Genomic DNA, 25,077 nt, shown 5'->3' with positions numbered 1-25,077 from the left:
CGGCCAAAAGACGCTAGGGCGCGGACTCCCTGATTTTCAGTTCGAACCCGGCTTCCACGTGCACGCCCTGGGCCGATGGTTCCCGGCCGGCGATCCTGTCCAGCAACAGGCTGATGGACCGCTCCGCGATCTCGTCCATGCCCGGAGCGACCGTTGTCAGGGAGGGGGACGCAAACCGCGCTTCGTCGAGGTCGTCAAAGCCTGCCACCGCCACGTCCTGCGGGACTTTCACCCCGCGGACCTGCAATTCGTGCAGTGCCCCCAGCGCCAGGACGTCGTTCAGTCCGAACACGGCGTCGAACTCCACGCCGCTGTCCAGCAGCCCGGCGACGGCGGCAGCACCGGTGTCGCGGCGCCATTCAGCGGGTGCCACCAGCGCGGGGTCGTACGGGATGCCCGCCTCTGCGAGCGCCGTCCGGTACCCGTTCAGGCGCAGGCCACCGGTACCGGTGGACTCGCCGGGGTTCGCTCCGATCACGGCAATACGGCGGCGGCCACCGGCCAGCAGGTGCCCGGTCAGGGCGGCTGCGGCTTCCCGGTTCTTCATGGTCACCAGGTCGAAGCGGGGATCCACAATGTGCTCACCCAGCATCACCAGCGGCTTCCTGCCCGCCCGCGCGGCTATGGCCTCCGCATCCACCGCCAACGGGGTGAACAGCAGGCCGTCCGTCAGCTGCCGGAAGGTCCCGTGGAGGGCGCCGAGTTCAGCGGCGGGCTCTGCGTCGGACTGCTCCACCAGCACCCGGTAGCCGTGCCGCGCCGCGGCTTTCATCAGCTTGGATGCCAGCTCGGCGTAGTAGGGGGCGGAGAGGTCGGACAGCACCAAGCCCAGCATGGACGTCTTGCCGGACCGGAGGCTGCGGGCGGTGAGGTTTGCCTCGTAGCCCAGCTCTGCAATGGCGTCCTGCACCCGCTGCTTGGTGGCGGGACGGATGAATTCGTAGTCGTTCAATACGTTCGAAACGGTCTTGAGGGACACACCGGCCGCCCTCGCGACGTCGTTCATGGTTACCGCCATTAACGCTCTTTTCCAGCCTTCGCCGCCGCCTTCGCAGCCTGCTTGCTGGCGCGCACCTTGGCCAGGGATTCCGGGTCCACAATGTCGGCCACCGACAGGTAGGCGCCGTCGTCACCGTAGTGGCCGGCGGCCTCGCGCCAACCGGACGCCTTGAGGCCGCGCTGCTTGCCCAGCAGGGCCAGGAAGATCTTTGCCTTCTGCTCCCCGAAACCGGGCAGGGCCTTGAGCCGGCGCAGCACCTCGGCACCGTCCGGCGAGCCCTTGGTCCAAATGGCGGCGGTCTCACCGTCCCATTCGTCCTGCACCGCCGCGGCGAGCGCCTGGACGCGCGCAGCCATGGAACCGGGGAAGCGGTGGACGGCGGGACGTTCCTTGAACATCTCCACGAATGCCGCGGGATCATGCGTTGCGATGGCATCGGGTTTGAGCGACCCCAACCGCGTCCGGATCTTTTCCGGCCCGGCAAACGCAGATTCCATCGTTACCTGCTGGTCCAGCAGCATGCCAGTCAGGAGGGCGAAATCGTCCTCGGTCAGCAATTTGTCCGCAGCAGGATCCCCTGTGATGTGCAGTTCCATGCCGTCCATCCTCCCACCTGCGGGGCGCCCTCGTCATAAGCGTTCCCGGCATTGCGTCCGGGCATGTCAGGACCCCACAGCCAACCGGATCATGGACCAGGACACTGCCGGGAGTTCGGCGGTGAGCCGTCCGCCGTCGGCCTTTACCGTGGCGTTTCCGGAAGGCAGGACGGAGGTGGAGTCGTCGGCGCTGGCCTGCCAGTAGGGGTCCTCGTTGGCGTAGGTCACCGCTTCCAGCACGCGCACGGCACCCAGGGCACCGACTGCCGCGTCGAGGGTGAGCGCCTGGCGGGCCGAACGGTTCACGGCGAACAGCACGGCCTCACCCTTTTCCCCGTCAAACGTGGCGACGGCGGACAGGGCGGTGGCATCCGCCGTCACCCCGGCGCCGGCCAGTGGGGATTCCACGGCGAGCTGCAGCACCGTGCCGGATGCGTGCCGGGAGGTCAGGGCGAACGGGTGGAAGGTGGTCTGCTTCCAGGCGCGGCCGCCGGGTTCGGTCATGATGGGTGCGATCACGTTCACCAGCTGTGCCAGGCTGGCCGAGTGAACGCGGTCGGTGTTCCGGAGCAGCGTGATCAGCAGGTCCCCTACCACCACGGCGTCCGCCACCGTGTAGCTGTCCTCGAGCAGGGCCGGGGCCACCGGCCAGTCCTTGCCGGTGGGGACCCTGGATGCCTCGCGGCTCATGTGCCAGACGTTCCACTCGTCGAAGGAGATGTTCACCTGCCTGCTGGACTTCTTCACCGATTTCACATGGTCGATGTGGCTCACGAGGTCGTGGATGAAGGCTTCCATCTTGCGCCCGGCGGCCAGGTGTTCCTGCAGGTCGCCGGTGTCCTCGAAGTACTGGTGCGCGGAAATGAGGTCCACCAGGTCGTAGGTTTCGGTGAGGACCACACGCTCCCACTCGCCAAACGTGGGCATGGTGGGGCTGGAGCTGCCGCAGGCGACGAGCTCCAGGCCGGGGTCGATCATGCGCATGCCGCGGGCGGTGTCCGCGGCCAGCCTGCCGTATTCGAGGGCGTTCTTGTGGCCGATTTGCCACGGTCCGTCCATCTCGTTGCCCAGGCACCACATGGTGATGCCGTAGCCGTTGGCAGCCCCGTTGCCGCGGCGCTGTTCGGAGCGGGCCGTCCCGCCGTCGATGTTGCAGTACTCCAGGAGCTCGAGTGCCTCCTGGATGCCGCGGGTGCCCAGGTTTACGGCCATCATCGGTTCCACGCCGGCCTTGGCGGACCATTTTGCGAATTCGTCCACGCCCACGGTGTTGGGTTCAGTCGAATGCCAGGCCAGGTCCAGGCGGACGGGGCGCTGGTCCACCGGGCCCACGCCGTCCTCCCAGCGGTAGCCGGAGACGAAATTGCCGCCCGGGTAGCGGACGGTGGTGACGCCCAGCTCGCGGGTCAGTTCCAGGACGTCCCTGCGGAAGCCGTCCTGGTCGGCGGCCGGGTGCCCGGGTTCAAAGATCCCGGTGTACACGCACCGGCCAAGGTGCTCAACGAACGCGCCAAACGTACGACGGCGGACTGGACCCACGGTGAACGATGGATCAAGGGTTATTTTTGCTGCGGCGGCCTGTGGCTGGGTCACGAAGGTATCCTCGACGATTGATTTACAACGTTATAGAAGCATTGTTTGCCGTGCCGCTGCCCACGTCAAGAGTGCGGCCGGCCAGCCTCCGCAATGGCTTGCGCGCATCAGGATCGGGTCAAGGAGCGCCTCACCTGCGGCAACGTCCCGGGGCGGCAGGGAGCGGCCAGCCTCCAAGTACTACCTAATCGAAAAAACAGGTACCAGCTACGCATCCACCGGAGGCAGGAGGGCAATTAGGTTTTTCACAGAGACAAGGCCTCCAGGCTCTCGGTACTTGTCTCACTAGGGGGGGTTCGAGACTGGCAATGCATCACTCACAACAGATAGGCCCAAGCTTCCCGGTCCACAGGACCCGGGTAATAGGCGGGGCCGGCGACGAGGAGTCCTTCGAGACCAAGGGCTCTCCCCCAGCCGTCGCCGGCCCTCCGGCCCGCCTGGCCCCCCGCAGGGGCCACTCGCCGTTGCCCTCCGCTGCCAGCCACGTGCAGGCTGCACCGCGGAACAACGCCCTCCTTCTCGACCTGGTGAACGGTACCCAGACCCTGGCCGATTCCCTGGACCTGCTGGTGGCGGCATCGGCTGCCCACGTGGTCAGGACCGCCGGAATCGACGTCGGCTGCGGACTGGTGCTGCTCCAGCCAAAGCGCGGCCCGGCCATCACCGGCACCACCGACGACGTAGTCCGGCTGCTTGATTGGGAGCGGGAAAGGGCCGAGGGGCCCGTTACCGATGTGATGTCCGGCGGCCACCCCGTGGCCGTCCTGCAGCGCAACGGCGACTTCCGGTGGCGGCAGTACTCAAGCCAGCTGCAGGCGGCCGGCTTCGGCAGCACCCTTGCCGTCAGGCTCCGCCTGGACGCTGATATTCCCTCCGACGACGGGGCCCCCGGCACCAGCGACCTCGGCCAGTCAAGTGCCGCCCTTGCCTTCTTCGCCCAGGACGCAAAAGCCTTCCCGCTCCAGGTCATTGCCGAAGCACGAAGCTTCGCGCAGCTGGCCACGAGGAGCCTCCAGATGGCCATCAACCTGCACACTGCACGCTCACTGGCCACCGACCTCCGCTCGGCACTGGACAGCCGCACCTCCATCAACGTGGCATGCGGAGTGATCATGGCCCAGAACAGGTGCTCCTACCAGGAGGCCTTCTCCATCCTTGCCAAGGCTTCAAGCCACCGAAACATCAAGGTCCGCAAGGTGGCCGAAGACCTCCTTGAGCGCCTGCCCGAAGGTGCGCCGCACTCGCACTTCGGCCGCTGAGCCGCAGCCCGCGCTGCGAACGGTCCGCCTGCGCCTCTAGGCCGGCGCCGGGGCCGCAGTGCTGGCGCGGAGGACCAGCTGCGGCGGCACCACGGTGGAGCTCACCGCGGCCCCGGACTCGATCTCCTCCAGCATGATGTCCATGCAGCGGCGTCCCAGTTCCTCGAAGTCCTGGCGGACGGTGGTCAGCGGCGGCGTGAAGTACCCGGCTTCCGGCTGGTCGTCGAAACCCACCACGGAGACGTCGTCGGGCACCTTGACGCCCGCCTCCGTGAACGCACGCAGGAGGCCCAGCGCCATCTGGTCATTTCCCACGAAGATGGCTGTCGCCGTGAGTCCGGACGCGAGCCGGCGGCCGATCGCGTAGCCGCTCCCCGCGCTCCAGTCCCCCTCCACCAGGAGGGATTCGTCCAGGCCGGCCTCCCGGAGCACGGCCCGCCAGCCCTCTGCCCGTTCCGCCCCGTCCGTCCAGTCGGGCGGCCCCGCGATGTGTCCGATCTGCCGGTGGCCTTCCCTGACGAGATGCTCGACGGCGAGCCTGGCGCCCGCACGCTGGTTCACCATGGCCCCGCTCACCTTCGCGCTGCCCGCGGAGCCCACGGCCACCACGGGCACCGGAAGGTTCATCTGCTCCAGCACGGCGAGGGTGTCCGTGTGCGGCACCAGCACCGCGATCCCGTCCACTGCCTGGTCCATAAAGTGCCCGACGGCGTCGGAAATGGCTTCCCGGCTGACCTCCCGCAATGCTGCGATGCTGACAAAGTAGCCGGCGTTGCGGGCAGCATGCTCAACGCCCAGCAGGGTATTGGCCGGACCGTACTGGGAAAGCTCACTGGCCAGCACGCCGATGGTCTGCGAGCGCCGCGTGACCAGGCTCCGGGCCGCGGTGTTGCGCCGGTATCCCAGTTCCGCGATGGCCGCCTCCACCTTTTCCCGGGTGGCCTTGCTGACATTGGGGTGGTGGTTCACCACGCGGGAGACGGTCTGGTGGGAGACGCCGGCCACCTTGGCCACGTCTTCCAGGCGCGGCATCCGGCCCTTGCTGGTATTTGCCATGAGCCTATTGTGCCTGTGACCCCGCCGCCCCGCCTGCGCAACATGGGCTGGCGATTCCGGATCAATCCTTGCGCGGCAGCTGCCCGCTGGGAAGGATGAGGAGGATCCCCCGTTTGCAGCGAAGGAGCCGGCGGAATGACCAAATACCTGATCTCGTTTCCCAGCGGAGCCATGGACATCCCCGACGGCGGCCTGCAGGAAGTGGCGGACGCCGCGCACGCAGTGGTCCAGGAGGCAAAGGAAGCCGGCGTCTGGGTTTTCGGCGGCGGGATCGACGAAAGCGTCCCACCCGTCATGGTCGACGCCGGTGGAACCGTCGCGGAGGGCACCTACCCCCAGACTGCGCGGATCGAAGGCGGGTACACGGTGCTGGAGTTGCCGTCGTACGGGGCCGCAGTGCAGTGGGCCGCGAAAATCGCGGCAGCCTGCCGCTGCGCACAGGAGGTGCGGGCTTTCCAGTACGACCCCGCCAGCTGAACCATGCAACCGGCGGAACCGCTTGTCCTTGCGTATCCCTTCAAGGGGCCCTGGCGCGTGCAGAACTCGCCTGCCGACCGGGTTCCCAGCCACGGGACACGGCTCTTCGCCACGGGCTTCGCCATCGGTTTCACCCCGGTGGACGGGAATGGCCGGTCTGCCCCCATTACCGTGGGCTCGCTGTTCCGGCGCGAGCCGCCGGAACACTTCGTGGGGTTCGGGAGGCCTGTCACAGCCCCGGCGGCCGGGGTGGTGCGCGCCGCCCATGATGGGGAGCCGGATCACCCCGCGTACCGGGGGTTTCCATCGATCCGCTACGCAGCAACCCAGGGCCGCCGCGTACGGGAGGGCTGGCCGGGGCTGGCGGGCAACCACGTGATCATCGAGTCCGGCGGGGTGTTCATTGCCCTGTGCCACCTCCAGCGCGGGAGCATCTGCGTCCGTGACGGCCAGGTGGTTGGGTGCGGGGCGCCGGTGGGCCGGTGCGGCAATTCCGGCAACAGCACAGAACCCCATGTGCACGTCCAGGCCATGGACTCGGCAGATCCGGGCCACGCTTCCGCGGTTCCCATCACGTTCCCGGGCGGCCTGCCGCGGGGCGGGACGGTGGTGGAAGCCGGGCTTCGGGAGGGTTAAAAGGAAAGGTCCGCCTGCGTTAGCGGCGGACCTTTGTGGTCTTGATGGGTGGGCCCTGTGGGGCTCGAACCCACGACCCACGGATTAAAAGTCCGATGCTCTACCAACTGAGCTAAAGGCCCCTGCCGGCCGGTCAAACACGCTGTGCCTGCCCGTACGGCCCAATCCATTTCTGGACGTTAATACTGTAACCCATGGTTCCGGCCACTCCGCACACACCGCGGGCGCCGCCGTCGTACCTTTTCACCCCACGGTTCAGGCCGTTCCCGCCGCCAGCGGACAAGCCCTGCAGAGGCTCGATTTCCGCGGCGGCACAGGAGTAGCGTGGGGGCATGAGCGAGCAAGCAGGAACCACTCCGTACGGCGGCAGCAACCGGCACCACAAGCCCAAGCCCTTCGCGCCGATGGACTTCGAGCCCTTCGCAGGCGGGGCCGATCCCGCCCGCGTGTCGGAGGCCGCCCACCTTGCCGCGCAGGCCCTGGTCCGCCATGGCCGCGACAGCGACGATCCCGTGATCACCGAACGGCTGGTCAAGCTCGCCGACGAACAGGGGCTGGATGCGATCGCCGAGATGTGGGCGGAGAGCCCGGCCCGCTCGCTTCCCGGCGCCCTGTGGCGGCTTTACGCGCTGCGCGCCGCCACCGTCCAGGACCCGGAACGCATCAGCGTGTACTTCCGCGCGGGCCGGGACACCGCCCAGGTATCCAACGTGGTGGCCGGCGCGGCTGAGCCACCGGGTGCCGACGAAATGCGCACCATGGCGGACGCCATCCTTTCCGGCGCATTCGACGGCGATTTCGACGTCGCGCTGGAACGTTCCGCCGCCTTCTGCCGCGTGGTGGCGCTCGGGCAGGCCACCCTCGCCGACGGCGCCGAGCATGCCAACGAGGCCCATGCCAGCAAGCTGACCCGCAACTCCCACCAGCTGGTGAAGACCGCCGAGGACCTGGAACACGCCGCCAACGCGTGGCGCTTGGGCGAACTGGACTGAGCCCTGCATGAAGCCGGCGGCCCGGATTTCCGGGACGAACCAAGCCCCCGCTGTCAAGATTGACTTGGGCCGGGGTAAGTAGAAGACTGAAACCGGTGCCGAGCCGCGAAACCCCCGGGCTTCAACAATTAGCCGCCTAGAGCGGCCTACCGCCGAGAGGCGTATCCGGTTCGGCACCATTTTTCTGCCCTCTTCCAGGTGGCCAATTCAGAGGGTGCAGTTTCGGGCCGGTAGAGTAATCCTCAGTTGCCCGCCGCCGTCAAGTCACACGGCAGCAACTCCCGCCTTGATAAGTCCCTGGAGACCGGTAAACACGTGAAGCTGCGCCTTTTTCCACAGGAGCCCGCAGGGCTGAACCTGCTCTCACAGATGGCACAACAGATCGTGCTGGCCACCGCCACCCTGGCCGAGATCCTTGGCGTACCCGCGGACGAGCACGGCAAGCTTGTCGAGGACATGCACAATATCGAGGCCAAGTCCGCCGAACTGCATTTCGCGCTGCTGACCCACATGCGCACCAGCTTCGTGAATCCGCTGCCCCGCGAGGACATGTACGCCCTGTCCCGGTACCTCAACGAAGCCATGGAAAAGATGGACGCGGCCGCAGAGCTGGTGGCCCTGTACCGGCTGGACCGCCTCCCCAAACGTGCCGCCGACCAGCTGGAGATCATCAGCCGGCAGGCCGAACTGACCGTTGACGCCATGCGCAGGCTCAATGACCTGGATGACCTCGAGGATTACTGGATCGAGATCCTGCGCCTTGCCAAACGGGCGGAGCGGACACACCGCGTGTGGGTGGCGGACATGATCGCGGACATGAAGTGGGCGCAGTATTCCCGCAACCGCGACATCGCCAACCAGCTGGTGGAGGTCACCAAGGACATGCGGCGGGTGGCCACCCAGGTAGGCAGCATCATCGTCAAGGAATCCTGACGTGGCGGCAGTCATCTTCGGCGCGGTGGTCCTGCTGGCCGCTGCGTTTGCCTTCCTGAACGGCTTCCGCGACGCATCCACCTCGGTGGCCCTGGCCGTGCGGAACCGGGCCCTCACCCCCAGCGTGGGAATCCTCCTGGCCGCGTTCTTCAACTTTGTCGGCGCCCTCCTCAGCGCCCTGCTCGCCGTCGCCGTCAGCCGGACCTGGATCAGCCTCCCGGGCGGCACCGACGGACTGGCCATTTTGGTGGCAGGCCTGGCCAGCGCGTGCGCGTGGGGCGTCCTGATGTGGTGGCGCGGCATTCCCGCGTCCTCCACCCATGCCCTGGTGGGTGGCCTTGCCGGCGCAGGCCTGGCCAGCCTGGCCATCGGCGGGCCCGGGGTGGCCGGCGTGGACCAGTCGCTGCTGTTCCAGGTGGTCCTGCCGCTGGTCCTGTCCCCGCTGGTGGCCTACAGCGGCTCATTCCTCCTGGTGTATCCGGCCACCTGGGTGGCCCGCTACACCCAGGCCAACGTGGTGAACCAGCGGTTCCGCCGGGGCCAGGCCGTAGCCGCGGGCGCGGTGGCGTTCGGCCACGGCCTGCAGGACGGGCAGCGCGTCAGCGCGGTCCTGCTCCTGGCACTGCTGGCGGCAGGCTATGCCGACGGCGGGATCCCCACGTGGGTGGCGGCGCTTTCCGCTGTGATGATGGCCGCCGGGACCCTTTTCGGGGGGTGGCGGATCTCGCACACCATCGGCTACAAGATCACCCGGATCGATCCCCTGCGCGGCTCCGTGGCCCAGACATTCAGCGCAGTGATGCTCTTTGTGGGTGCGATCGGGCTGCACTGGCCGCTCTCCACCACCCACACCGTCACGGCCGGCGCCCTGGGCGCAGGGGAGAACCAGCATTTTTCGGTCACCAACCGGAAGCTGGTGATCCGGATCCTCTGGCTCTGGGGGCTGACCCCGCTGGCTACCTGCGCCCTCGGCTTCGTGCTCGCGCTGGCCCTCTCCCCCCTCCCCACGTAGGCGGGGCTGCTCCCCCTATACAGGGAATCCGGCGTGACGTACATTCAAAGTGCGCCCCCGGGTCAACGGTGCCGGGGACCGGCGTCCGCGCCGTGTGCAGGGCTGCGGACGGCGCGCCGCTGCAGCAAACCGGCGGTTCGGATGCACAAAGTGGAAAAGAGCAGGCGTCATGTCTTCCTCGTATTCCCGGCGCCCCCTTCCACAGCCCCGGCAGCCCCGGTGCGAGGCATGCGGAACCGAGCACCAGCTCACCATCCACGCGATCACGGCCATCGGCGCGGCAGGCGGTGACCTCGTCACGGTCTCGTACACCTGCAACGACTGCGACCTGTTCCAGGAACACACCGCCTACGCCACGGACGTCGCGGCTGCGTTGAACCAGGTGCACTGGATGACCGAGGTCATCCTCTTCGGGGACGACTACATCCACTGCGGCTTCCCCATGGAAGAGGCGGAGTTCGAGGTGGAGCGGCTCTGCTACCGCAGCGGCAGGTCAGGAAGCACGCTCAGCGCAGTGTCCCTCCCCACCCGGGTCCTGCGCTGCCACTGCGGATTCCAGCTGGAGGTGCCGGAATAGCTACAGGGCGTGCTAGATCTCCAGGGTCACGGGAGCTGCGGCCGTCAGTACCGTGGTGAGTTCGTCCTGGGTCAGGTTGGCCGCCGTGCAAAGTTCATGGTCCGCTACTCCGGCTGCCGAGGCTTTGCGCACCGCCTGCCGCAGGGACTCCTGGGCGGTATCCAGTTCCCACTGCATGCTCTCGAGGCGGGAGCTGGTGCGCCACACCTCGGCCAGAACATCCTCTTCCTCGACGGGGGCCACGGCCAGCGAGAGATGCGGTTCGAGCTCAGGCGCCAGGGGCCCGGCTGCGAGGGGCCCCGCCAGCCCCGCCGCGGCGGCGAACGCCTGGGCCGGTTCCACGGCATCCTGCACGGCGTCAATCTCAGGTACGGAAACAGTAAGCTGGGGGCCCTTGGGGTCACTGGCCGTCTGCGTCATGGCAAAACTCCTTTAGCGGGCTTACTACTAGTTCCGAAAGTATCTAGATTAGCGTACTAAACGCCTCAGTAGATCGCCAACGACGCCAATGCTTATCCGAAGCGGCCGGAAACGTAGTCCTCGGTGGCCTTCTGCACGGGGTTGCTGAAGATGGTGTGGGTATCGCCGTACTCAATCAGCTTGCCCGGCTTGCCGGTTCCCGCGATGTTGAAGAACGCCGTCTTGTCGGACACACGCGCGGCCTGCTGCATGTTGTGGGTCACGATCACCACGGTGTACTGGTCCTTGAGCTCGTTGATGAGGTCCTCGATGGCGAGGGTGGAGATGGGGTCCAGGGCGGAGCAGGGCTCATCCATGAGGATCACCTGCGGCTCCACGGCGATGGCGCGGGCAATGCAGAGGCGCTGCTGCTGGCCGCCGGAGAGGCCGGAGCCGGGCTTCTCCAGCCGGTCCTTGACCTCGTTCCAGAGGTTGGCGCCCTTGAGCGAGCGTTCCACCAGGACGTCGGCCTCGCCCTTGGAGATCTTCTTGTTGTTCAGCTTCACGCCTGCCAGCACGTTGTCCCGGATGGACATGGTGGGGAACGGGTTGGGCCGCTGGAAGACCATGCCGATCTGCGAGCGCACGGTGACAGGGTCCACGCCGGGGCCGTAGAGGTTGTCGCCGTCCAGCAGGACCTCGCCCTCGACGCGGGCGCCGGGGATGACCTCGTGCATGCGGTTCAGGGTGCGGAGGAAGGTGGACTTTCCGCAGCCGGAGGGGCCGATAAACGCGGTGACGGACTTGGCTTCGATGTTGATGCTGACGTCCTCAACGGCGAGGAAATCGCCGTAGTACACGTTCAGGTCCTTGACGTCGATGCGCTTAGACATGGTGTTCCTTCACTTACTGGGTATGGATTGAAGTCTAGGATCCGCCGCGGTGTGGCGGAAGATGCGGCAGGTCTGGCTACCGGCCCGTTTTGGGGGCGAAGATCCTGGCGATCAGGCGCGCCACCAGGTTCAGGACCATCACCAGGATGATCAGCACCAGCGCCGCACCCCAGGCCCGCTGTGAGGACGGGTCCGGGTTGGAGGGGGAGGTGGGGTTGAGGATCTGGGTGTAGATGAACGTGGGAAGCGAGGCCATCCAGCCGCCGAACACGTTGGAGTTGATGCTGGTGGCAAAGCCGGCGGTGACCAGGATGGGCGCCGTCTCACCGATGACCCGGGCAATAGCCAGGGTGACGCCGGACGCGATGCCCGAGATCGCCGTCGGGATAACCACCTTGAGGATGGTCCGCCACTTGCGCACGCCCAGGGCGTAGGCGGCCTCGCGGAGCTCGTTGGGGACAATCTTGAGCATTTCCTCGCTGGAGCGGACCACCACGGGGATCATCAGCACGGAAAGCGCGACGGCGGCCACTGCACCGGTCTTGGTGCCCGGGCCAACCACAGCGAAGAAGAACGCGGCCGCGAACAGGCCGGCCACGATGGAGGGGATGCCGGTCATGACGTCCACGAAGAACGTGATGGCTTTGGCCAGGCGGCCGTCGTGGCCGTACTCCACCAGGTAGATGGCCGTGAGCAGGCCCACGGGAACGGAGATGACGGTGGCCAGCAGCGTGATCTGCACGGTGCCCAGGAGGGCGTGGTAGATGCCGCCCATCACCGGGCCGCCGCTTTCCACGGCCTTGTTGTCGAAGGCGCCGGTGACCCCGTTCATGGAGGTGGTGAGGAATCCGGGGTCGATCAGTCCGGGTATGCCGTTGACCAGCACGGTCCAGATCACCGAAACGAGGGGCAGCAGCGCCACCAGGAACGAGCCGACCACCAGGCAGGTGGCCAGCTTGTCCTTGGCCCTGCGGGAGCCTTCCACGGCGGCGCTCCAGGAAACCAGGCCAACGGCGAAGAGAATCGCGGAGACCAGGCCCCAGCCGAACGCGTTGAAGCCGATCAGGGCGAGGATGGCGGCCCCGACGATCAGGGCTCCAACGAGCACCGCATAGGGTGCATATTTGGGCAGCTGGCCCTTGGTGAGGGCCGACCGCTTGCTGCGGACCGGAGTAAGCGTGGAGGTCATTTAGTTGGCTCCCGAGAATTCTTTGTGCCGGGTGATGACCCAGCGCGCGATCATGTTCACGCCAAGGGTGATGATGAACAGCACCAGGCCGGCGGCGATCAGGGTGCTGACCTTGAGGCCGCTGGCTTCGGGGAAGTTCAGGGCGATCTCGGCGGCGATGGTCTGGTTTCCGGACTGGATCAGGCTGGCAGTCAGGGCACCCGAGGAGAGCACCAGGGCAACGGCCATGGTCTCGCCGAGCGCACGGCCCAGGCCCAGCATGATGGCGCTGATGATGCCCGGGCGGGCAAAGGGCAGCACGGCCATCCTGATCATTTCCCAGCGGGTTGCACCAAGCGCCAGCGCAGCTTCCTCATGCAGCTTGGGGGTCTGCAGGAAGATCTCGCGGGACAGCGCGGTGATGATGGGCAGGACCATGACGGCGAGGACGATGCCCGCGGTGAGGATGGTCTTGCCGGTGGTGGAGGCGGGGCCCTGGAAGATGGGGAGCCAGCCCATGTTTGCTGCGAGCCAGCCATAGGCCGGGGAGATCTCCTTGGCAAGGAAAGCCGCGCCCCAGGCGCCGTAGACCACGGAGGGGATGGCGGCGAGCAGGTCCACCACGTAGCCGAGGCCGGAGGCCAGGCGGCGGGGTGCGAAGTGGGAGATGAACAGCGCCACGCCGATGGCGATGGGGGTGGCGATCACCAGCGCGATGGCCGCGGCGATCAGGGTGCCGACCACGATGGGCCAGATGTAGGCGAAGAAGCCCTGCCCGCCCTGGATCTTGTCCGCGGGCGCGGTCAGCGCGGGAATTGCCTGGACTACCAGGAAGAGTGCGACGCCGAAGAGGACGGCGAGGATCAGGCACCCGGCGGCGAGCGTGGCACCGGAGAAGACTTTGTCCCCGGCGCGCCCGGCGCCCTGGGAACTGGTCAGGGAGGTGGCGGTCATGCGACGGCCCTTCGATTCGTTGCTGGATTAAGGAAGCGGGGTGCAAAGCCAAGTTCCCCGCACTGCCGTCCGGCAGGCGGGGAACCCGGTTTTACAGCGCTGGCTAGGACTTGACCTTGATCGAGTCGATGGCCTTGGCGGCCTTGGCTGCGAGGTCGGAGGACAGCGGGGCGGACTTGGCCGATTCTGCTGCGGCCTTCTGGCCTTCGTCGGAAACTACGTAGTGCTCGAAGGCCTTGACCAGGTCAACGGTCTCCTGCTTGTCGTAGGTGGTGCACAGGACGTGGAAGGACACCAGGACGATCGGGTAGGCCCCGGCGATGGTGGTCTTGCGGTCCAGCTTGATGGAGAGGTCGTTGGCGGCGCGGCCTTCGACGGGCTGGCCGGCGTCGACTGCCTTGGCAGCAGCGTCGGCGGAGATCTTCGTGAAGGAATCGCCCACCTTGATCTGGGCCACGCCCAGCTTGCCGCTGACGGCGGAGTCGTCGGCGTAGGTCACGGCGCCGGGGGTGTCAGTGACGGTCTTGACGACGCCGGAGGTGCCCTTGGCGTTTTCGCCCTGGAGGCTGGCGGGCCAGATGCCGGCGGACTTGTCAGTCCACACGTCGGACGCAGCAGCGGCCAGGTAATCAGTGAAGTTCTGCGTGGTGCCGGAGTCGTCGGAACGGTTCACCGGGGTGACCTTCAGGTCCGGCAGCGTAACGCCGGCGTTCAGGGCAGCGATCGCGGGGTCGTTCCACTTGGCGATCTGGCCGCGGAAGATCTTGGCCACGGTGGTGGCGTCCAGCTTCAGGTCGGTGACGCCGGGAACGTTGAAGGCCACGGCGATCGGGGAGATGTAGACGGGGACGTTGATGGCGCCGTCGGGTCCGCACACGGACTTGGACGAGGCGTACTCGTCATCCTTCAGGTAGGCGTCCGAGCCTGCGAACTGGGCCGAGCCGTCCAGGATTGCCTTGCGGCCCGCGCCGGAGCCGTCCGGGGAGTACTGCACGCTGGCGCCGGAGTTGGCGGAGGCGAAGTTGGTCTTCCAGGCGTCCATGGCTGCGCCCTGGGCGGAGGAACCAATGCCGGTCAGCGTGCCGGTGACCTTGGGGCCGGAGGCGGACTGGGAGCCGGCAGGCGCGGTGCCCGTGGCGTTGTCTGAACCGCAGGCGGTAAGCGCGAGTGCGCTGGCTGCGATAACAGCGATAGCCGCGTGGCGGCCGAAGCGGAGTGCCTTCACTAGATGTACCCCTTCCAGGGTTATTCAGGTGCGGGACAGGGACGGAGAACCCTGCTGCGCGATGCGTACGTTTTGTACCTTCAAGTAAGTTATGGGCCGCAGGTAACGGGATGGGCTGTCCAAAGTGAACGGAGGATTAACGACGGCGGGATTTTGGCTGACAAATGCCGGGTCACCATTGCGCAGATCACATGCGCGGCCGTAGTGCACCTGCGCAGGGCGGTGGAGCGGCACTGAATAGTATTGGACCCATGGCCATCCCAGCAGGACTCTCATCAACCAAGCGGTTCCTGCGCAGCCGGGTCCGGACCGGTCTGATCCGCAGCCGCAACTCGTTTGTCCCTGCCATCCAGATGACCGTCTGCGCCGTGGGCGCGTACGCCTTCGCGGAGTACATCCTGGGCCACACCGGGCCGCTCTTCGCCGCCACCTCGTCCCTGATCGCTCTGGGGTTTTCCCGGGAACCCCGGCTGCGTCGGGTGATGGAAGTGGGCCTGGGCTGCACCCTGGGCATAGTGGTCGGTGATCTGCTCCTGCATTGGCTTGGCGGCGACATCTGGGTGGCCGCCGTCGTGCTCCTCTTTTCCATCCTGCTGGCCCGGTTCCTGGACAGCGGAAACATCTTCACCACCCAACTGGCGCTGCAGTCGCTGCTGGTGGTGCTGCTCCCGGCACCGTCCGGAGGCCCGTTCACCCGCAGTATCGATGCGGTGGTGGGCGGCATGTTCGCCCTGCTGGTGACCATCCTGGTGCCCAAGGATCCCCGCCAGGAGCCGCGCCGGGATGTGCAGAAGCTGCTGCATGAACTGGCGGAGGTACTGCGGGAATGTGCCGGGGCGCTGGCCAACAGTGACTCCACGCAGGCCTGGCACGCCCTGATCCGCGGCCGGAACTGCCAGCCCCTCGTTGATGCCATGCGCCAATCCCTGCGCGCGTCCGGCGAGGTGGCCACCCTGGCCCCCGCCTACCGCCGGCACCGCGATGAACTGGACAGGCTGAAGCAGTCCCTGGATTTCATCGACCTTGCCCTGAGGAACAGCCGGGTGTTCGCCCGGCGGCTGACCAGCGCCATCAACCACACGGCGCTCTCGGACGAGGCGACGGACAGCATCGCCGGCGTGCTCCAGGAGACGGCCGCCGCCATCGACGAGCTGTCGCTGGGGCTCGCGGAAACGCACGAAGGAGTCCGCCGCGCCCACCTGCGCACTGCCCGTCGGGACCTGAGCGAGATCGCCCTTCGCCTGCATCCGAAGCTGCTGGAGGTCCAGCGGCTGGAAGGCGAAACCGTGGTCATGCTGTTCCGGCCGCTGATGGTGGACCTGCTGGAAGCCACCGGCATGGACGCCGCCGAGGCCAGGGACGTCCTGCCCGCGTTGTAGTGTCAGTGCCCGCCAGTAGGGTTGAAGGCATGGCAACAAAGACATCCCGGGCGTCCAAGGCGCCCGCGTACAAATGCGCCGAATGCGGCTGGACCACCGCCAAGTGGGTGGGCCGCTGCGGCGAGTGCCAGGCCTGGGGCACGGTTGAGGAAACGGGCACGGCCGTGGCGCGGACGACCGCTGCTACGACAGTCGTGGAGCCGGCGCGCCGGATTGCCGATGTCGACGCCACCACGGCGGCTTTCCTGCCCACCGGCGTGGACGAACTGGACCGGGTGCTGGGCGGCGGCCTGGTTCCGGGCGCCGTCATCCTGCTGGCAGGCGAACCCGGCGTCGGAAAATCCACGCTGCTGCTGGACGTGGCCGCCAAGTTTGCCCGGACTGCCCAGGATGTCCTGTACGTGACCGGCGAAGAGTCGGCTGCCCAGGTGAAGCTGCGCGCCGAGCGGATCGACGCCGTCGCCGAATCCCTGTACCTGTCGGCGGAGACGGACCTCGGGCAAGCCCTGGGCCAGGTGGAAAAGATCGAGCCGCGGCTGCTGATCGTGGACTCCGTGCAGACCCTCAGCAGCGCCGACGTCGACGGGAGCGCAGGAGGCGTGTCCCAGGTGCGCGAGGTGGCGGCCTCGATCATTGCTGCAGCCAAACGGCGGAACATGACCACGCTGCTGGTTGGGCATGTCACCAAGGACGGTTCCATCGCCGGGCCCCGCCTGCTGGAACACCTGGTGGACGTGGTGTGCCAGTTCGAGGGTGAGCGGCACTCCCGGCTGCGGCTCCTGCGTGCAGTGAAGAACAGGTACGGGCCCACCGACGACGTCGGGTGCTTCGACCTCAATGAGAACGGCATCGAGGGCCTGGCCGATCCGTCCGGCCTGTTCGTCAGCCGCACCAAGGACCCGGTGTCCGGGACCTGCATCACGGTCACCATGGAGGGCCGCCGTCCCCTGCTGGCGGAGGTGCAGTCGCTGCTCGCCGAGAGCCCCAACTCGCAGCCGCGCCGGGCCACCAGCGGCCTGGACAGCTCGCGGGTGTCCATGCTGCTGGCCGTGCTGCAGCAGCGTGCGGGCACTCTGCTGCACAAGGATGACTCCTACGTTGCCACCGTGGGCGGGGTGAAGCTCAGTGAACCGGCCACGGACCTTGCCGTGGCCCTTGCGGTGGCCTCTGCCAAGGCCCGCAAGCCGTTGCCCATCCGCCTGATTGCCTTTGGCGAGGTAGGCCTGGCCGGCGAGGTCCGGCCCGTTCCGGGGATCAACCAGCGCATCCAGGAGGCCCACCGGCTGGGCTTCACGCACGCCGTGGTGCCTGCCAGCCACACCGGGCCCGGGCCAGTGCCGGCCGGATTCTCGGTACGGGAAGTGGAGCACCTCACGGAGGCGCTCAGCCTGTTGATCGGCTAGCAGCCGGGGTCCGTCCGGCTTGCGGCCCTGGCGGCTGCCCGCGTTCCTGGCAGGTACTCTAAGTGCAGAACCTTCAGGCAGACGGAGGTCGTTGATTTCTGTGCTGGGGGAAGCTTGGTAATCCAGGAACAGCAGGGCGCCGCAGACGCTGCCGGCCACGCACGAAGGGCGCCCATGCAGCCTGTTGTATCGGACCGTCTGGATGGTCTTTTGGGGGGCCTCAGTGCGCGCAAACGCGTAGCCGTGTGCCAGCTGCCGGTCTCGGTGACTGTTGGGCTGGTGGTGCTTGCCGCTGCTGCCTTCAGCCCGGAGACGCTGGCCAGCAACCTGTTCATGGCGGCCCTGCTGTTCCATGTGGCCATCGCCGCGGCCTGCGTGGCCGTCCCGTGGGGCAGGCTCCCGGCCAGCGCGTTTGCCGTTATTCCGCTCCTGGACTGCCTGGCCATCGGGTTCACGCGTGAGGCGGGAGGCCCGGCCTTCAGTGTCCTGAGCTTGACGCTGCTCTTCCCCGTCATTTGGCTTTCGGCGCAGGTCCGGCCGTTCATGCCCGTTCTGGCCATTGCGGGGACCGTCCTCAGTACGGTGGCCCCCTCCGTCCTCCAGGGCTCGGTGCCGGCGGGCGGATCAATGATCCGTGTCCTCATCCTCCCGCTGGTGATGACCGTCGTCGCGGTCAGCGCCCACGTGGTGGCCACCACCATCCGCCGGCACCGCGCGCGGATTGTCCAGAATGAGCAGGACCTGGCCCGCACCCTGGACGAAAGCATCCGCCGGCAGGGCCTGCTCGACGCCGTACTGAAGGCCGTGGGCGTGGGCGTGTGGGTGGTGGACGCCCGGGGCCGCACCGTGCTGGCAAACAAGGCCATGCGCACGGACCCTGCCCTGGCCGGCGTCGTGGATCCTGCCGGTGCGCCGGGCCTGCTGATGGCGGACCGCTGCACCCCCGTACCGCCGGCCCTTCTTCCTGCAGCCCGGGCCGCGGAAGGGGACGCCTTTGCGGATGAGCTGTATTGGGCCGGCCCTCCGGAACGGCAGCATGCCTATTCCGTGAGCTCGCACGGTTTCCCGCCGGCCGGGGGCCAGGAAGCCGGCGCGGTCATCACCTTTGTGGACGTCACCACCCTGGTGAGTGCCCTGGCGGCCAAGGACGACTTTGTTGCCACTGTCTCGCACGAGCTGCGGACACCGTTGACCTCCATTCTGGGCTACCTGGAACTGGTCCTGGACGAACCCGATCACGAGGACATCAGGGAGGAGCTCCAGGTGGTGCGCCGGAACGCGGAGCACCTGCTGAGCCTGGTCAATGACCTCATCGCCGTGGCTTCGGAGCGGGTTGACCTTTCGCTTGAGGAGGCGGACCTGGCCCGGCTGCTGGCACTCGAGGTTGATGCCGCCCAGCCCAAGGCCGCCGGCAACGGGCTCCATCTGGTGCTTGAAGCGGAGGAGCCGCTCCCTGCCAGGGTGGACCCGCAGCGGATCAGCCAGGTGTTCCGGAACCTGCTCTCGAATGCCATCAAGTACTCCCCCAACGGCGGCATCATCACGGCCCGTGCCGTCAGCACCGACTCGGGCATGGCCTGCTCCATCACCGATACCGGGCTGGGGATGACGGCTGAAGAGCAGGAACAGGCGTTCACCAAGTTCTTCCGTTCGGCGCGGTCACGCGAAACCGCCATCCCGGGCGCCGGCCTGGGACTGCCCGTCAGCAAGACCATCGTTGAAGGCCACGGGGGTTCCATCAGCCTGGACAGCGAGCCCGGTGTGGGCACCACGGCAACGTTCATCCTGCCGCACGCCTAGCGGCCCGGAACCCTGCCCGCCGGAGCCGGCAAAGGGTTGCAGGCAGGCAAGTCAGGACGCGGCGCCGGCCAGCCAACTGGAAACGTCGCTGCGCAGCACCAGCAGTGGGCCGCCGGTGGCGCTGACGTTGCCGTTTGCCACGTAGTACCCCCGGCCAGAGCCTGTTCCCCCGGCCGCGCGGTCCAGCGCATCCACCAGATGCCGCGGCAGGTGGCCCTGGGGGCCAAGGCTGCGGAGCTCCTCCACTTCTTCCGCCGTGAGTCGTCCCAAAACCTCAGCAATGTTGGCCACGAGTGCTCCCTTCGAGCGGAGTGCCTGGCAGAGTGCCTGAAGGAATAACCTAGAGCAGCGCCGTGAACTCCACGTTAACGGCGGACGGCAACTGCACTTTTCTGAAGATCCGGAGACCCAATGCCCATTCGAAGCGCAGGCATCCTGTTGTACCAGCAGGACCCCGCCACCCCCGAGGGCGCCCGGAATGGGTTGCAGGTGTGGATCGCCCACATGGGCGGCCCCTTTTGGGCCCGCAAGGACACGCACGCCTGGTCCATTCCCAAGGGTGAGTATGCCGACGGCGAGGATCCGCTGGCCGCAGCGCTGCGGGAGTTTGCAGAGGAGATGGGGACCGCGGCCCCGGAGGCCGACTACCGGCTGCTGGGCGAGTTCCGGCAGTCCTCGGGAAAGCTCGTTACGGCCTATGCCGCCGAGGCCGGGTTCTCCCCTGAGGTGATCACCAGCAACACGTTCCCGCTGGAATGGCCCAAGGGGTCCGGCAAAATCCAGCACTATCCCGAAATTGACGACGCCCGCTGGTTCCCGGCGCAGGAGGCCCGGACCAAGCTCGTGAAGGGCCAGCTGCCTATCCTCGATGCACTGGTTGAGGGCTTGGCAGGCAGGTAGCAGGCCTGCCTGCCAAGCCAGGCAGGGGCGGCGGCTAGAACGGCGACCGCCGCGAACAACGCACGGCAACCGGTCCCAAACGAGCCAAACCGGTCGTGCACGCCACCGCCCCGAATCAGCTGTGGAGCTGGGACATCACGATGCTCCACGGCCCGGGGAAACACACCTACCGGCTCTACACGATGTTGGACGTGTTCTCCCGCAAGGTCGTTGGGCACCGGGTCGAACACACCGAAACCGCGTCCCTGGCCGCGGCACTGATCAACGACGCGGTCACCGCGAACCGGCAGCGCCCAGAGGTGCTTCATGCCGATAACGGGGCACCCATGAGGGCCGGCAGCACCCTTCAGCTGGCCCAGTCCCTGGGCATCACTCTGTCCTACTCCCGGCCAAGGGTCTCGGACGACAATCCCTACTCCGAATCACTGTTCAAGACCGTGAAATACGACCTGGACTTTCCGCGCCGCTTCCGCGACATCCAGCACGCCCGGGACTACATGGCGGCTTGCTTCGCCAACTACAACGCCAACCACCGCCACAGCGGTTTGAACTACTACACCCCGGACCTCGTCCACAAAGGGCGCGGGAACCAAGCACGCCTACAACGGCAAGCCACCCTCGACGCGATCTATGCACGCCATCCGCAGAGATACCGCAACAAACCCACCGCACCAGCTGTGCCCTCTCAGGCCGGCATCAACCACAAAACCACCCCGCTGTCACAGACAGCTTGATATATACCGCCGTTCCGGCGATCGCGCACCGTTCAGGCGTTTTCGGTGTTTGCCTAGGCGCCGGCGAGCACCAGGGCAACACTGTGGCCGCCAAAACCGAACGCGTTGACCAGGCCGGCTCGCGGGGATCCGGCAGCCAGGGCCAGGGAGTTTCCGGTTACGACGTTGAGGTCCACTTCCGGGTCCAGCGACTCCACGTTCAGCGTCCCTGGCAGCTGTCCGGTGCGCAGGGCTTCGAGGACCACGACGGCGGCCAGCGCACCGGCGCCGCCCAGCAGGTGTCCGGTGTGCCCCTTCGTGGACGTCACCGGCACGGAGGCGCCGAAGACGGCATTGATCGCCTGGCCTTCCAGCCGGTCGCCCACCGGGGTGGACGTGGCGTGTGCGTGCACGAAGCCAATGTCCGCCGGCTGCATGCCTGCCGCATCCAGGGCCTTCTGCATGACGCGGCGCTGCATGGCGGGATCTGCGGCCACGATGTCGTTGGCATCTGAGGTAACCGCTCCGCCGGCCATGGCCCCAAGGACGGCGGCGCCGCGGGCACGGGCGTGCTCCTCACTCTCCAGCACCACCACCCCGGCGCCCTCGGCGAGCACAAAGCCGTCCCGGCCGCCGTCGAACGGGCGCGAGGCCCGCTGCGGGTCATCCGAGCGGGTGGACAGGGCCCGGATCTGGGCGAAGCCGCTGATCACCAGGTCGTTGACGGAGGCGTCCACACCGCCGGCAATCACGACGTCGGCGGCGCCGGAGCGGATCAGCTCGGCTGCCTGGACAATCGCCTCGGCCCCGGAGGCGCAGGCGCTGACAGGCGTCCGGGCGCCGCCGCGCGCGCCAAGGTCGATGGACACCCACGCGGCCGGGCCGTTCACCATCAGCCGGGTCAGGGTATGGGGCGACACCTTGCGCGGACCTGACTGGTTCAGTGTCCGGTCCTGCTCGATGGTGGAACCCAGTCCGCCGTAAGCTGACCCGATCACCACCGCGAACCGTTCGGGGTCCAGGTCGGGGCTGCCCGCCTGGGTCCAGGCCTCCCGGGCAGCAACCAGGGCAAGCTGGCCGCAGCGGTCCATCCGCTTCATTTCGCGGGTGCTGAGGTGCTCCGAGAGGTCGGTGGTGATTTGGCCGGCCATCTGGACCGGCAGCTGTTCCGCCCAGTCCTGGTCCAGCGCGGTGATTCCGGAGCGGCCGTCAAGCAGGGCTTCCCAGGTTTCCTTGACCGTGGACCCAAGGGGGTTGATGGTTCCGGCGCCGGTGACTACGGCGCGGGGTGCAGGAGTTTCCACAAGTGCCTTACTTCGCCGGGTTGTGCGTGCCGATGGTCAGCAGCGTTAGGTCAGGGTGGTTCTTCTCGATCCGGCGGAGCGCCCAGACGTCGTTGAACAAGGCGAGGTATTCGCCGTCGGACCGCAAAAGCACCTCAGCGCCCGGCACGTTTGCCAGCGCGGGCATGGCATCCGCCGTCGAAATCCTGGCCAGCGAGTAGGGCAGGCGCTCCAGCCGCATGGGGGCGCTGAAGTCATGCGCCATCCGGTCCTCCACCACCTCGAACTGCATGGGCCCGACGGCGGCAAGCACCGGCGCCTGGTCTCCGCGGAGGTCGGAGCGGAGCAGCTGGATGACGCCCTCGTGCTCGAGCTGCTCGATGCCGCGGCGGAACTGCTTGAACTTGCTGGGGTCCTTGGACCGGGCCACCTGGAAGTGTTCGGGCGCGAACAGCGGGATGGCCGGGAATTCCACCGGGTTCTCCAGGAAAAGGCTGTCGCCGACGCGCAGCGAGGAGGCGTTGACCAGCCCCACCACGTCCCCGGGGTAGGCCTCGTCGATGACTTCACGTTCGCGGCCGAACACCTGCTGGGCGTACTTGGTGGCGAAGGACTTGCCGGTGCGGGTCTGGGTGACCACCATGCCGCGCTCGAAGACGCCGGAGCACACGCGGATGAAGGCCACGTGGTCGCGGTGTGCCTTGTTCATGCCCGCCTGCACCTTGAACACGAAGCCGGAGAACGGCGATTCAACCGGTCGCGGGTTGCCGTCGATGTCCGGGCGGGGCGCGGCCGGCGGGGCAAAGTCCACCAGTGCGTCGAGCAGTTCCTTCACGCCGAAGTTCAGCGCTGCCGAGCTGAACAGGATGGGGGTGGCCTTTCCGCCGTGGAAGGCCTCGACGTCGAAGTCAAGGTTGGACTCGATCACCAGGCCTGCTTCGTCGACGGCGTCGGACCAGTTGCTGCCCTGGTCTTCGGCTGCTTCCTCGGGGCTGAAGTACTCGGTGATGGCGATCTGGGCTCCGGCGTTGTTGCGCTGGAACCGGGTGAAGCGGTCGTTGCGGAGGTCCCAGACGCCGCGGAAGTCGCCGGAGATGCCCACGGCCCAGGTCAGCGGCATGGGCTGCAGGCCGGTGCGTTCAGTGATTTCGTCCATCAGGGCCAGGGCGTCCAGGCCGGGCCGGTCCCATTTGTTGATGACGGTGATGATGGGCAGGTTCCGCTGCTTGCAGACCTCGAAGAGCTTCATGGTCTGGGTTTCCAGGCCCTTGGCGGCGTCCACCAGCATGACGGCGCAGTCGACGGCGGCGAGCACGCGGTAGGTGTCTTCCGAGAAGTCGGCGTGGCCGGGGGTGTCAAGCAGGTTGATGACAGTGTCCCGGTAGGAGAACTGCAGTGCGGCGGAGCTGATGGAGATACCGCGGTCCTTCTCCATCTGCATCCAGTCCGAGACCGTTTCCTTGCGGTTGGCCTTACCGCTGGAGGCGCCCGCGGTACCGATCACCTTCGCGTGCAGGGCCAGCGCCTCCGTCAGCGTGGACTTACCGGCGTCGGGGTGGGAAATGACGGCGAAGGTCCTGCGGCGGCCCGCCTCCTTGTGAATCTCGGAGATCCGGGCGGGGGTCAGGACATCTTGGGACACGGTGCTACTTTCGCTGCGGTTGTGGCTGCCCAGGGCCTTTCGGGTTCTGCACTGCGGCTCAAGGGCGGGAATGTCATTGGCAAACGGCCAAAGTACAAGTTTATCGCAGGCCCGCAAACCGGTACCGGCTGCGCTTAACGCGGGCGAAACCGGACGTTCAAAGCCTCGAAATGCCGGGCCGTTAGCTTGGGGCGCATGATGCATGGCGCCATATTCCCGGGCAACCCCTTCTTCGATCCGCTCGCCACCAATCTGGCCGCGGGCCCCGTGGGTGCGGGTACTGTTGGTGCGGCCACTCAGGGGCCCGCCGCTGCCCTCCCGTCGGCCCCGCAGCGAAAACGGGGCGTCCAGACGGCGGCCGAGCACAAAGCGCTGCGGGCGGCGTCCCTCTCAAAGGTCAGCCGGGATTTGGAGCGGATGCTCCGGGACCGCAAGCGCTGACATTTACCGGCCACCCCGCAGGACCGGCATGATGTGCTTATGCGCAGCATCGAACTGGTCTTTGATGACAGCACCGACGCCCTCATCCGGGCCGATTGGGCAAGGCTCGAGGCCGCCGGCCTCCCAAGCCTGGCCGCGCACACCTCCCCCAGCAACAGCCCGCACGTCACGATGGCCGCAGGCATGGACCTGGAGTCCAGCCAGGAAGGGCCCTGGGCGGCACTGCCCCTGGACATAGCGTTCTCCGGCGCCTTCGTTTTTCCGGCCGGTCCGGGCAAATATGTGCTGGCACGCGCGGTCCTGCCGACCGCTCCCCTGCTGGACCTGCACCGGCGCCTGCACCAGGGTCTTTCCGGTGCGCAGCCGCTGACCCTGCCGGGCGCCTGGACACCGCACGTCACCATCTCCCGCCGCATACCGGGCCACCAGCTGGGAATGGCCATGGACCTGCTGGACCTGCGGATCGGTGGCCGATGCGCGGCGGCCCGGCTGTGGGACAGCAGCACTAAAACGGTGGCGCCGCTGGCTGGGCCCGCCTGAGCGGACGTAGCACCTGCGCGCCGGAAACAGTGAAAAGTACCCTCCGGGTGCGGGGTCCAGACCGCACTTTCCCTGTCGTCCGGCCCACCCCCTAATGAGGCACTTTGGGGCTTGTCCGTGCGGAACTTGGGCTTCTTACCCCTATCATTGAGCTTGCGGGAACCAGAGCACTTTTTGGTCCTGCCGGACAACTGCAGATGCCGGCA

26 protein-coding genes and 1 tRNA gene are annotated in these 25,077 nt (G+C 67.2%); 14 read left to right on the top strand and 13 right to left on the bottom strand.

Annotation, left to right across the window (positions count from 1 at the left end; all coding sequences use genetic code 11):
- Window positions 1-13: 13 nt before the first annotated feature.
- The 3 genes from ACZ9J7_RS08550 to arfA are packed head-to-tail and all read right to left on the bottom strand — an operon-like array spanning window position 14 to window position 3,189.
- Window positions 14-1,018, bottom strand: a complete 1,005-nt coding sequence (locus ACZ9J7_RS08550) for a LacI family DNA-binding transcriptional regulator (RefSeq protein ID WP_476208610.1) — start codon at window positions 1,016-1,018, stop codon at window positions 14-16.
- A complete protein-coding gene (locus tag ACZ9J7_RS08545; RefSeq protein WP_476208609.1) occupies window positions 1,018-1,605 on the bottom strand; it encodes an HhH-GPD-type base excision DNA repair protein in 588 nt (195 codons plus the stop codon). The genes ACZ9J7_RS08550 and ACZ9J7_RS08545 overlap by 1 nt, the downstream gene beginning before the upstream one ends.
- 57 nt (window positions 1,606-1,662) lie before the next feature.
- Window positions 1,663-3,189, bottom strand: coding sequence for an arabinosylfuranosidase ArfA (gene arfA, locus ACZ9J7_RS08540; protein WP_476208607.1), 1,527 nt, complete (start codon window positions 3,187-3,189; stop codon window positions 1,663-1,665).
- A gap of 308 nt (window positions 3,190-3,497) precedes the next feature.
- Here arfA and ACZ9J7_RS08535 point away from each other — a divergent pair, with 308 nt between their 5' ends.
- Entirely contained in the window at window positions 3,498-4,448 is a 951-nt protein-coding gene (locus ACZ9J7_RS08535; protein WP_476208605.1) for a GAF and ANTAR domain-containing protein, read from the top strand.
- A gap of 36 nt (window positions 4,449-4,484) precedes the next feature.
- On the opposite strand, the gene ACZ9J7_RS08530 is transcribed toward ACZ9J7_RS08535, so the two are convergent.
- Window positions 4,485-5,504: a LacI family DNA-binding transcriptional regulator gene (locus tag ACZ9J7_RS08530; protein ID WP_476208603.1), complete on the bottom strand. Its 1,020-nt coding sequence runs from the start codon at window positions 5,502-5,504 to the stop codon at window positions 4,485-4,487.
- A 135-nt stretch (window positions 5,505-5,639) separates the two neighbouring features.
- Here ACZ9J7_RS08530 and ACZ9J7_RS08525 point away from each other — a divergent pair, with 135 nt between their 5' ends.
- Complete coding sequence (locus tag ACZ9J7_RS08525; RefSeq protein ID WP_476208602.1) at window positions 5,640-5,981, top strand: YciI family protein; 342 nt, start codon at window positions 5,640-5,642, stop codon at window positions 5,979-5,981.
- A 57-nt stretch (window positions 5,982-6,038) separates the two neighbouring features.
- Window positions 6,039-6,617: a M23 family metallopeptidase gene (locus tag ACZ9J7_RS08520; RefSeq protein WP_476208601.1), complete on the top strand. Its 579-nt coding sequence runs from the start codon at window positions 6,039-6,041 to the stop codon at window positions 6,615-6,617.
- Window positions 6,618-6,666: 49 nt separating this feature from the next.
- Here ACZ9J7_RS08520 and ACZ9J7_RS08515 read toward each other — a convergent pair.
- Window positions 6,667-6,739 (bottom strand) — tRNA-Lys (locus tag ACZ9J7_RS08515).
- Window positions 6,740-6,949: 210 nt separating this feature from the next.
- Here ACZ9J7_RS08515 and ACZ9J7_RS08510 point away from each other — a divergent pair.
- The 4 genes from ACZ9J7_RS08510 (at window position 6,950) to ACZ9J7_RS08495 (ending at window position 10,131) form a co-directional block, all read left to right on the top strand.
- Entirely contained in the window at window positions 6,950-7,609 is a 660-nt protein-coding gene (locus ACZ9J7_RS08510; RefSeq protein ID WP_159634234.1) for a hypothetical protein, read from the top strand.
- Between the two features lie 315 nt (window positions 7,610-7,924).
- Window positions 7,925-8,542, top strand: a complete 618-nt coding sequence (locus ACZ9J7_RS08505) for a DUF47 domain-containing protein (RefSeq protein ID WP_159634237.1) — start codon at window positions 7,925-7,927, stop codon at window positions 8,540-8,542.
- Between the two features lies 1 nt (window position 8,543).
- The gene (locus ACZ9J7_RS08500; RefSeq protein ID WP_476208599.1) at window positions 8,544-9,554 is read left to right on the top strand and encodes an inorganic phosphate transporter; all 1,011 of its coding nucleotides are present in this window, start codon (window positions 8,544-8,546) and stop codon (window positions 9,552-9,554) included.
- A 169-nt stretch (window positions 9,555-9,723) separates the two neighbouring features.
- On the top strand, window positions 9,724-10,131 hold the full coding sequence (locus ACZ9J7_RS08495) for a hypothetical protein (RefSeq protein WP_476208598.1): 408 nt from the start codon (window positions 9,724-9,726) through the stop codon (window positions 10,129-10,131).
- Window positions 10,132-10,143: 12 nt separating this feature from the next.
- Here ACZ9J7_RS08495 and ACZ9J7_RS08490 read toward each other — a convergent pair whose 3' ends face one another.
- The 5 genes from ACZ9J7_RS08490 to pstS all read right to left on the bottom strand — a co-directional run bounded on the left by ACZ9J7_RS08490 (window position 10,144) and on the right by pstS (window position 14,770).
- Window positions 10,144-10,551 carry a hypothetical protein gene (locus ACZ9J7_RS08490; RefSeq protein ID WP_476208596.1) on the bottom strand — a complete coding sequence of 136 codons (408 nt, stop codon included), beginning with the start codon at window positions 10,549-10,551 and terminating at the stop codon, window positions 10,144-10,146.
- Window positions 10,552-10,643: 92 nt separating this feature from the next.
- Complete coding sequence (gene pstB / locus ACZ9J7_RS08485; RefSeq protein ID WP_018763202.1) at window positions 10,644-11,423, bottom strand: phosphate ABC transporter ATP-binding protein PstB; 780 nt, start codon at window positions 11,421-11,423, stop codon at window positions 10,644-10,646.
- A gap of 76 nt (window positions 11,424-11,499) precedes the next feature.
- The gene (gene pstA, locus ACZ9J7_RS08480) at window positions 11,500-12,612 is read right to left on the bottom strand and encodes a phosphate ABC transporter permease PstA (protein WP_476208594.1); all 1,113 of its coding nucleotides are present in this window, start codon (window positions 12,610-12,612) and stop codon (window positions 11,500-11,502) included.
- The gene (gene pstC / locus ACZ9J7_RS08475; protein WP_476208593.1) at window positions 12,613-13,545 is read right to left on the bottom strand and encodes a phosphate ABC transporter permease subunit PstC; all 933 of its coding nucleotides are present in this window, start codon (window positions 13,543-13,545) and stop codon (window positions 12,613-12,615) included.
- Window positions 13,546-13,648: 103 nt separating this feature from the next.
- Window positions 13,649-14,770, bottom strand: coding sequence for a phosphate ABC transporter substrate-binding protein PstS (pstS, locus tag ACZ9J7_RS08470; protein ID WP_476208592.1), 1,122 nt, complete (start codon window positions 14,768-14,770; stop codon window positions 13,649-13,651).
- Window positions 14,771-15,021: 251 nt separating this feature from the next.
- Here pstS and ACZ9J7_RS08465 point away from each other — a divergent pair, with 251 nt between their 5' ends.
- The 3 genes from ACZ9J7_RS08465 to ACZ9J7_RS08455 all read left to right on the top strand — a co-directional run bounded on the left by ACZ9J7_RS08465 (window position 15,022) and on the right by ACZ9J7_RS08455 (window position 19,352).
- On the top strand, window positions 15,022-16,149 hold the full coding sequence (locus ACZ9J7_RS08465; protein ID WP_476208591.1) for an FUSC family protein: 1,128 nt from the start codon (window positions 15,022-15,024) through the stop codon (window positions 16,147-16,149).
- Window positions 16,150-16,178: 29 nt separating this feature from the next.
- Window positions 16,179-17,552, top strand: a complete 1,374-nt coding sequence (gene radA, locus ACZ9J7_RS08460) for a DNA repair protein RadA (protein ID WP_476208589.1) — start codon at window positions 16,179-16,181, stop codon at window positions 17,550-17,552.
- Window positions 17,553-17,795: 243 nt separating this feature from the next.
- Window positions 17,796-19,352 carry a sensor histidine kinase gene (locus tag ACZ9J7_RS08455; RefSeq protein WP_476208587.1) on the top strand — a complete coding sequence of 519 codons (1,557 nt, stop codon included), beginning with the start codon at window positions 17,796-17,798 and terminating at the stop codon, window positions 19,350-19,352.
- A 51-nt stretch (window positions 19,353-19,403) separates the two neighbouring features.
- Here the strand turns inward: ACZ9J7_RS08455 and ACZ9J7_RS08450 are convergent, their stop codons facing one another.
- The gene (locus ACZ9J7_RS08450) at window positions 19,404-19,643 is read right to left on the bottom strand and encodes a hypothetical protein (protein ID WP_476208585.1); all 240 of its coding nucleotides are present in this window, start codon (window positions 19,641-19,643) and stop codon (window positions 19,404-19,406) included.
- A 120-nt stretch (window positions 19,644-19,763) separates the two neighbouring features.
- Between ACZ9J7_RS08450 and ACZ9J7_RS08445 the strand changes: the two genes are divergently transcribed.
- Together ACZ9J7_RS08445 and ACZ9J7_RS08440 are read left to right on the top strand one after the other, a co-directional pair.
- Complete coding sequence (locus ACZ9J7_RS08445; RefSeq protein ID WP_476208583.1) at window positions 19,764-20,252, top strand: NUDIX hydrolase; 489 nt, start codon at window positions 19,764-19,766, stop codon at window positions 20,250-20,252.
- Between the two features lie 95 nt (window positions 20,253-20,347).
- Entirely contained in the window at window positions 20,348-20,986 is a 639-nt protein-coding gene (locus tag ACZ9J7_RS08440; RefSeq protein WP_476208582.1) for a transposase, read from the top strand.
- 53 nt (window positions 20,987-21,039) lie between these two features.
- Here ACZ9J7_RS08440 and ACZ9J7_RS08435 read toward each other — a convergent pair whose 3' ends face one another.
- Together ACZ9J7_RS08435 and ACZ9J7_RS08430 are read right to left on the bottom strand one after the other, a co-directional pair.
- Complete coding sequence (locus ACZ9J7_RS08435) at window positions 21,040-22,269, bottom strand: beta-ketoacyl-[acyl-carrier-protein] synthase family protein (RefSeq protein WP_476208580.1); 1,230 nt, start codon at window positions 22,267-22,269, stop codon at window positions 21,040-21,042.
- Between the two features lie 7 nt (window positions 22,270-22,276).
- Complete coding sequence (locus ACZ9J7_RS08430; protein WP_476208579.1) at window positions 22,277-23,890, bottom strand: peptide chain release factor 3; 1,614 nt, start codon at window positions 23,888-23,890, stop codon at window positions 22,277-22,279.
- A gap of 195 nt (window positions 23,891-24,085) precedes the next feature.
- On the opposite strand from ACZ9J7_RS08430, the gene ACZ9J7_RS08425 reads away from it, so the two are divergent.
- Both ACZ9J7_RS08425 and ACZ9J7_RS08420 read left to right on the top strand, forming a co-directional pair.
- A complete protein-coding gene (locus ACZ9J7_RS08425) occupies window positions 24,086-24,331 on the top strand; it encodes a hypothetical protein (RefSeq protein ID WP_476208577.1) in 246 nt (81 codons plus the stop codon).
- Between the two features lie 39 nt (window positions 24,332-24,370).
- Complete coding sequence (locus tag ACZ9J7_RS08420) at window positions 24,371-24,871, top strand: 2'-5' RNA ligase family protein (RefSeq protein ID WP_476208576.1); 501 nt, start codon at window positions 24,371-24,373, stop codon at window positions 24,869-24,871.
- The last annotated feature ends 206 nt before the right edge of the window (window positions 24,872-25,077 follow it).

It is taken from the genome of Pseudarthrobacter sp. TE9888 (assembly GCF_056279345.1).
The sequence above is the reverse complement of the archived record's forward strand: the minus strand, read 5'-3'. Positions and strand labels throughout refer to the sequence as shown.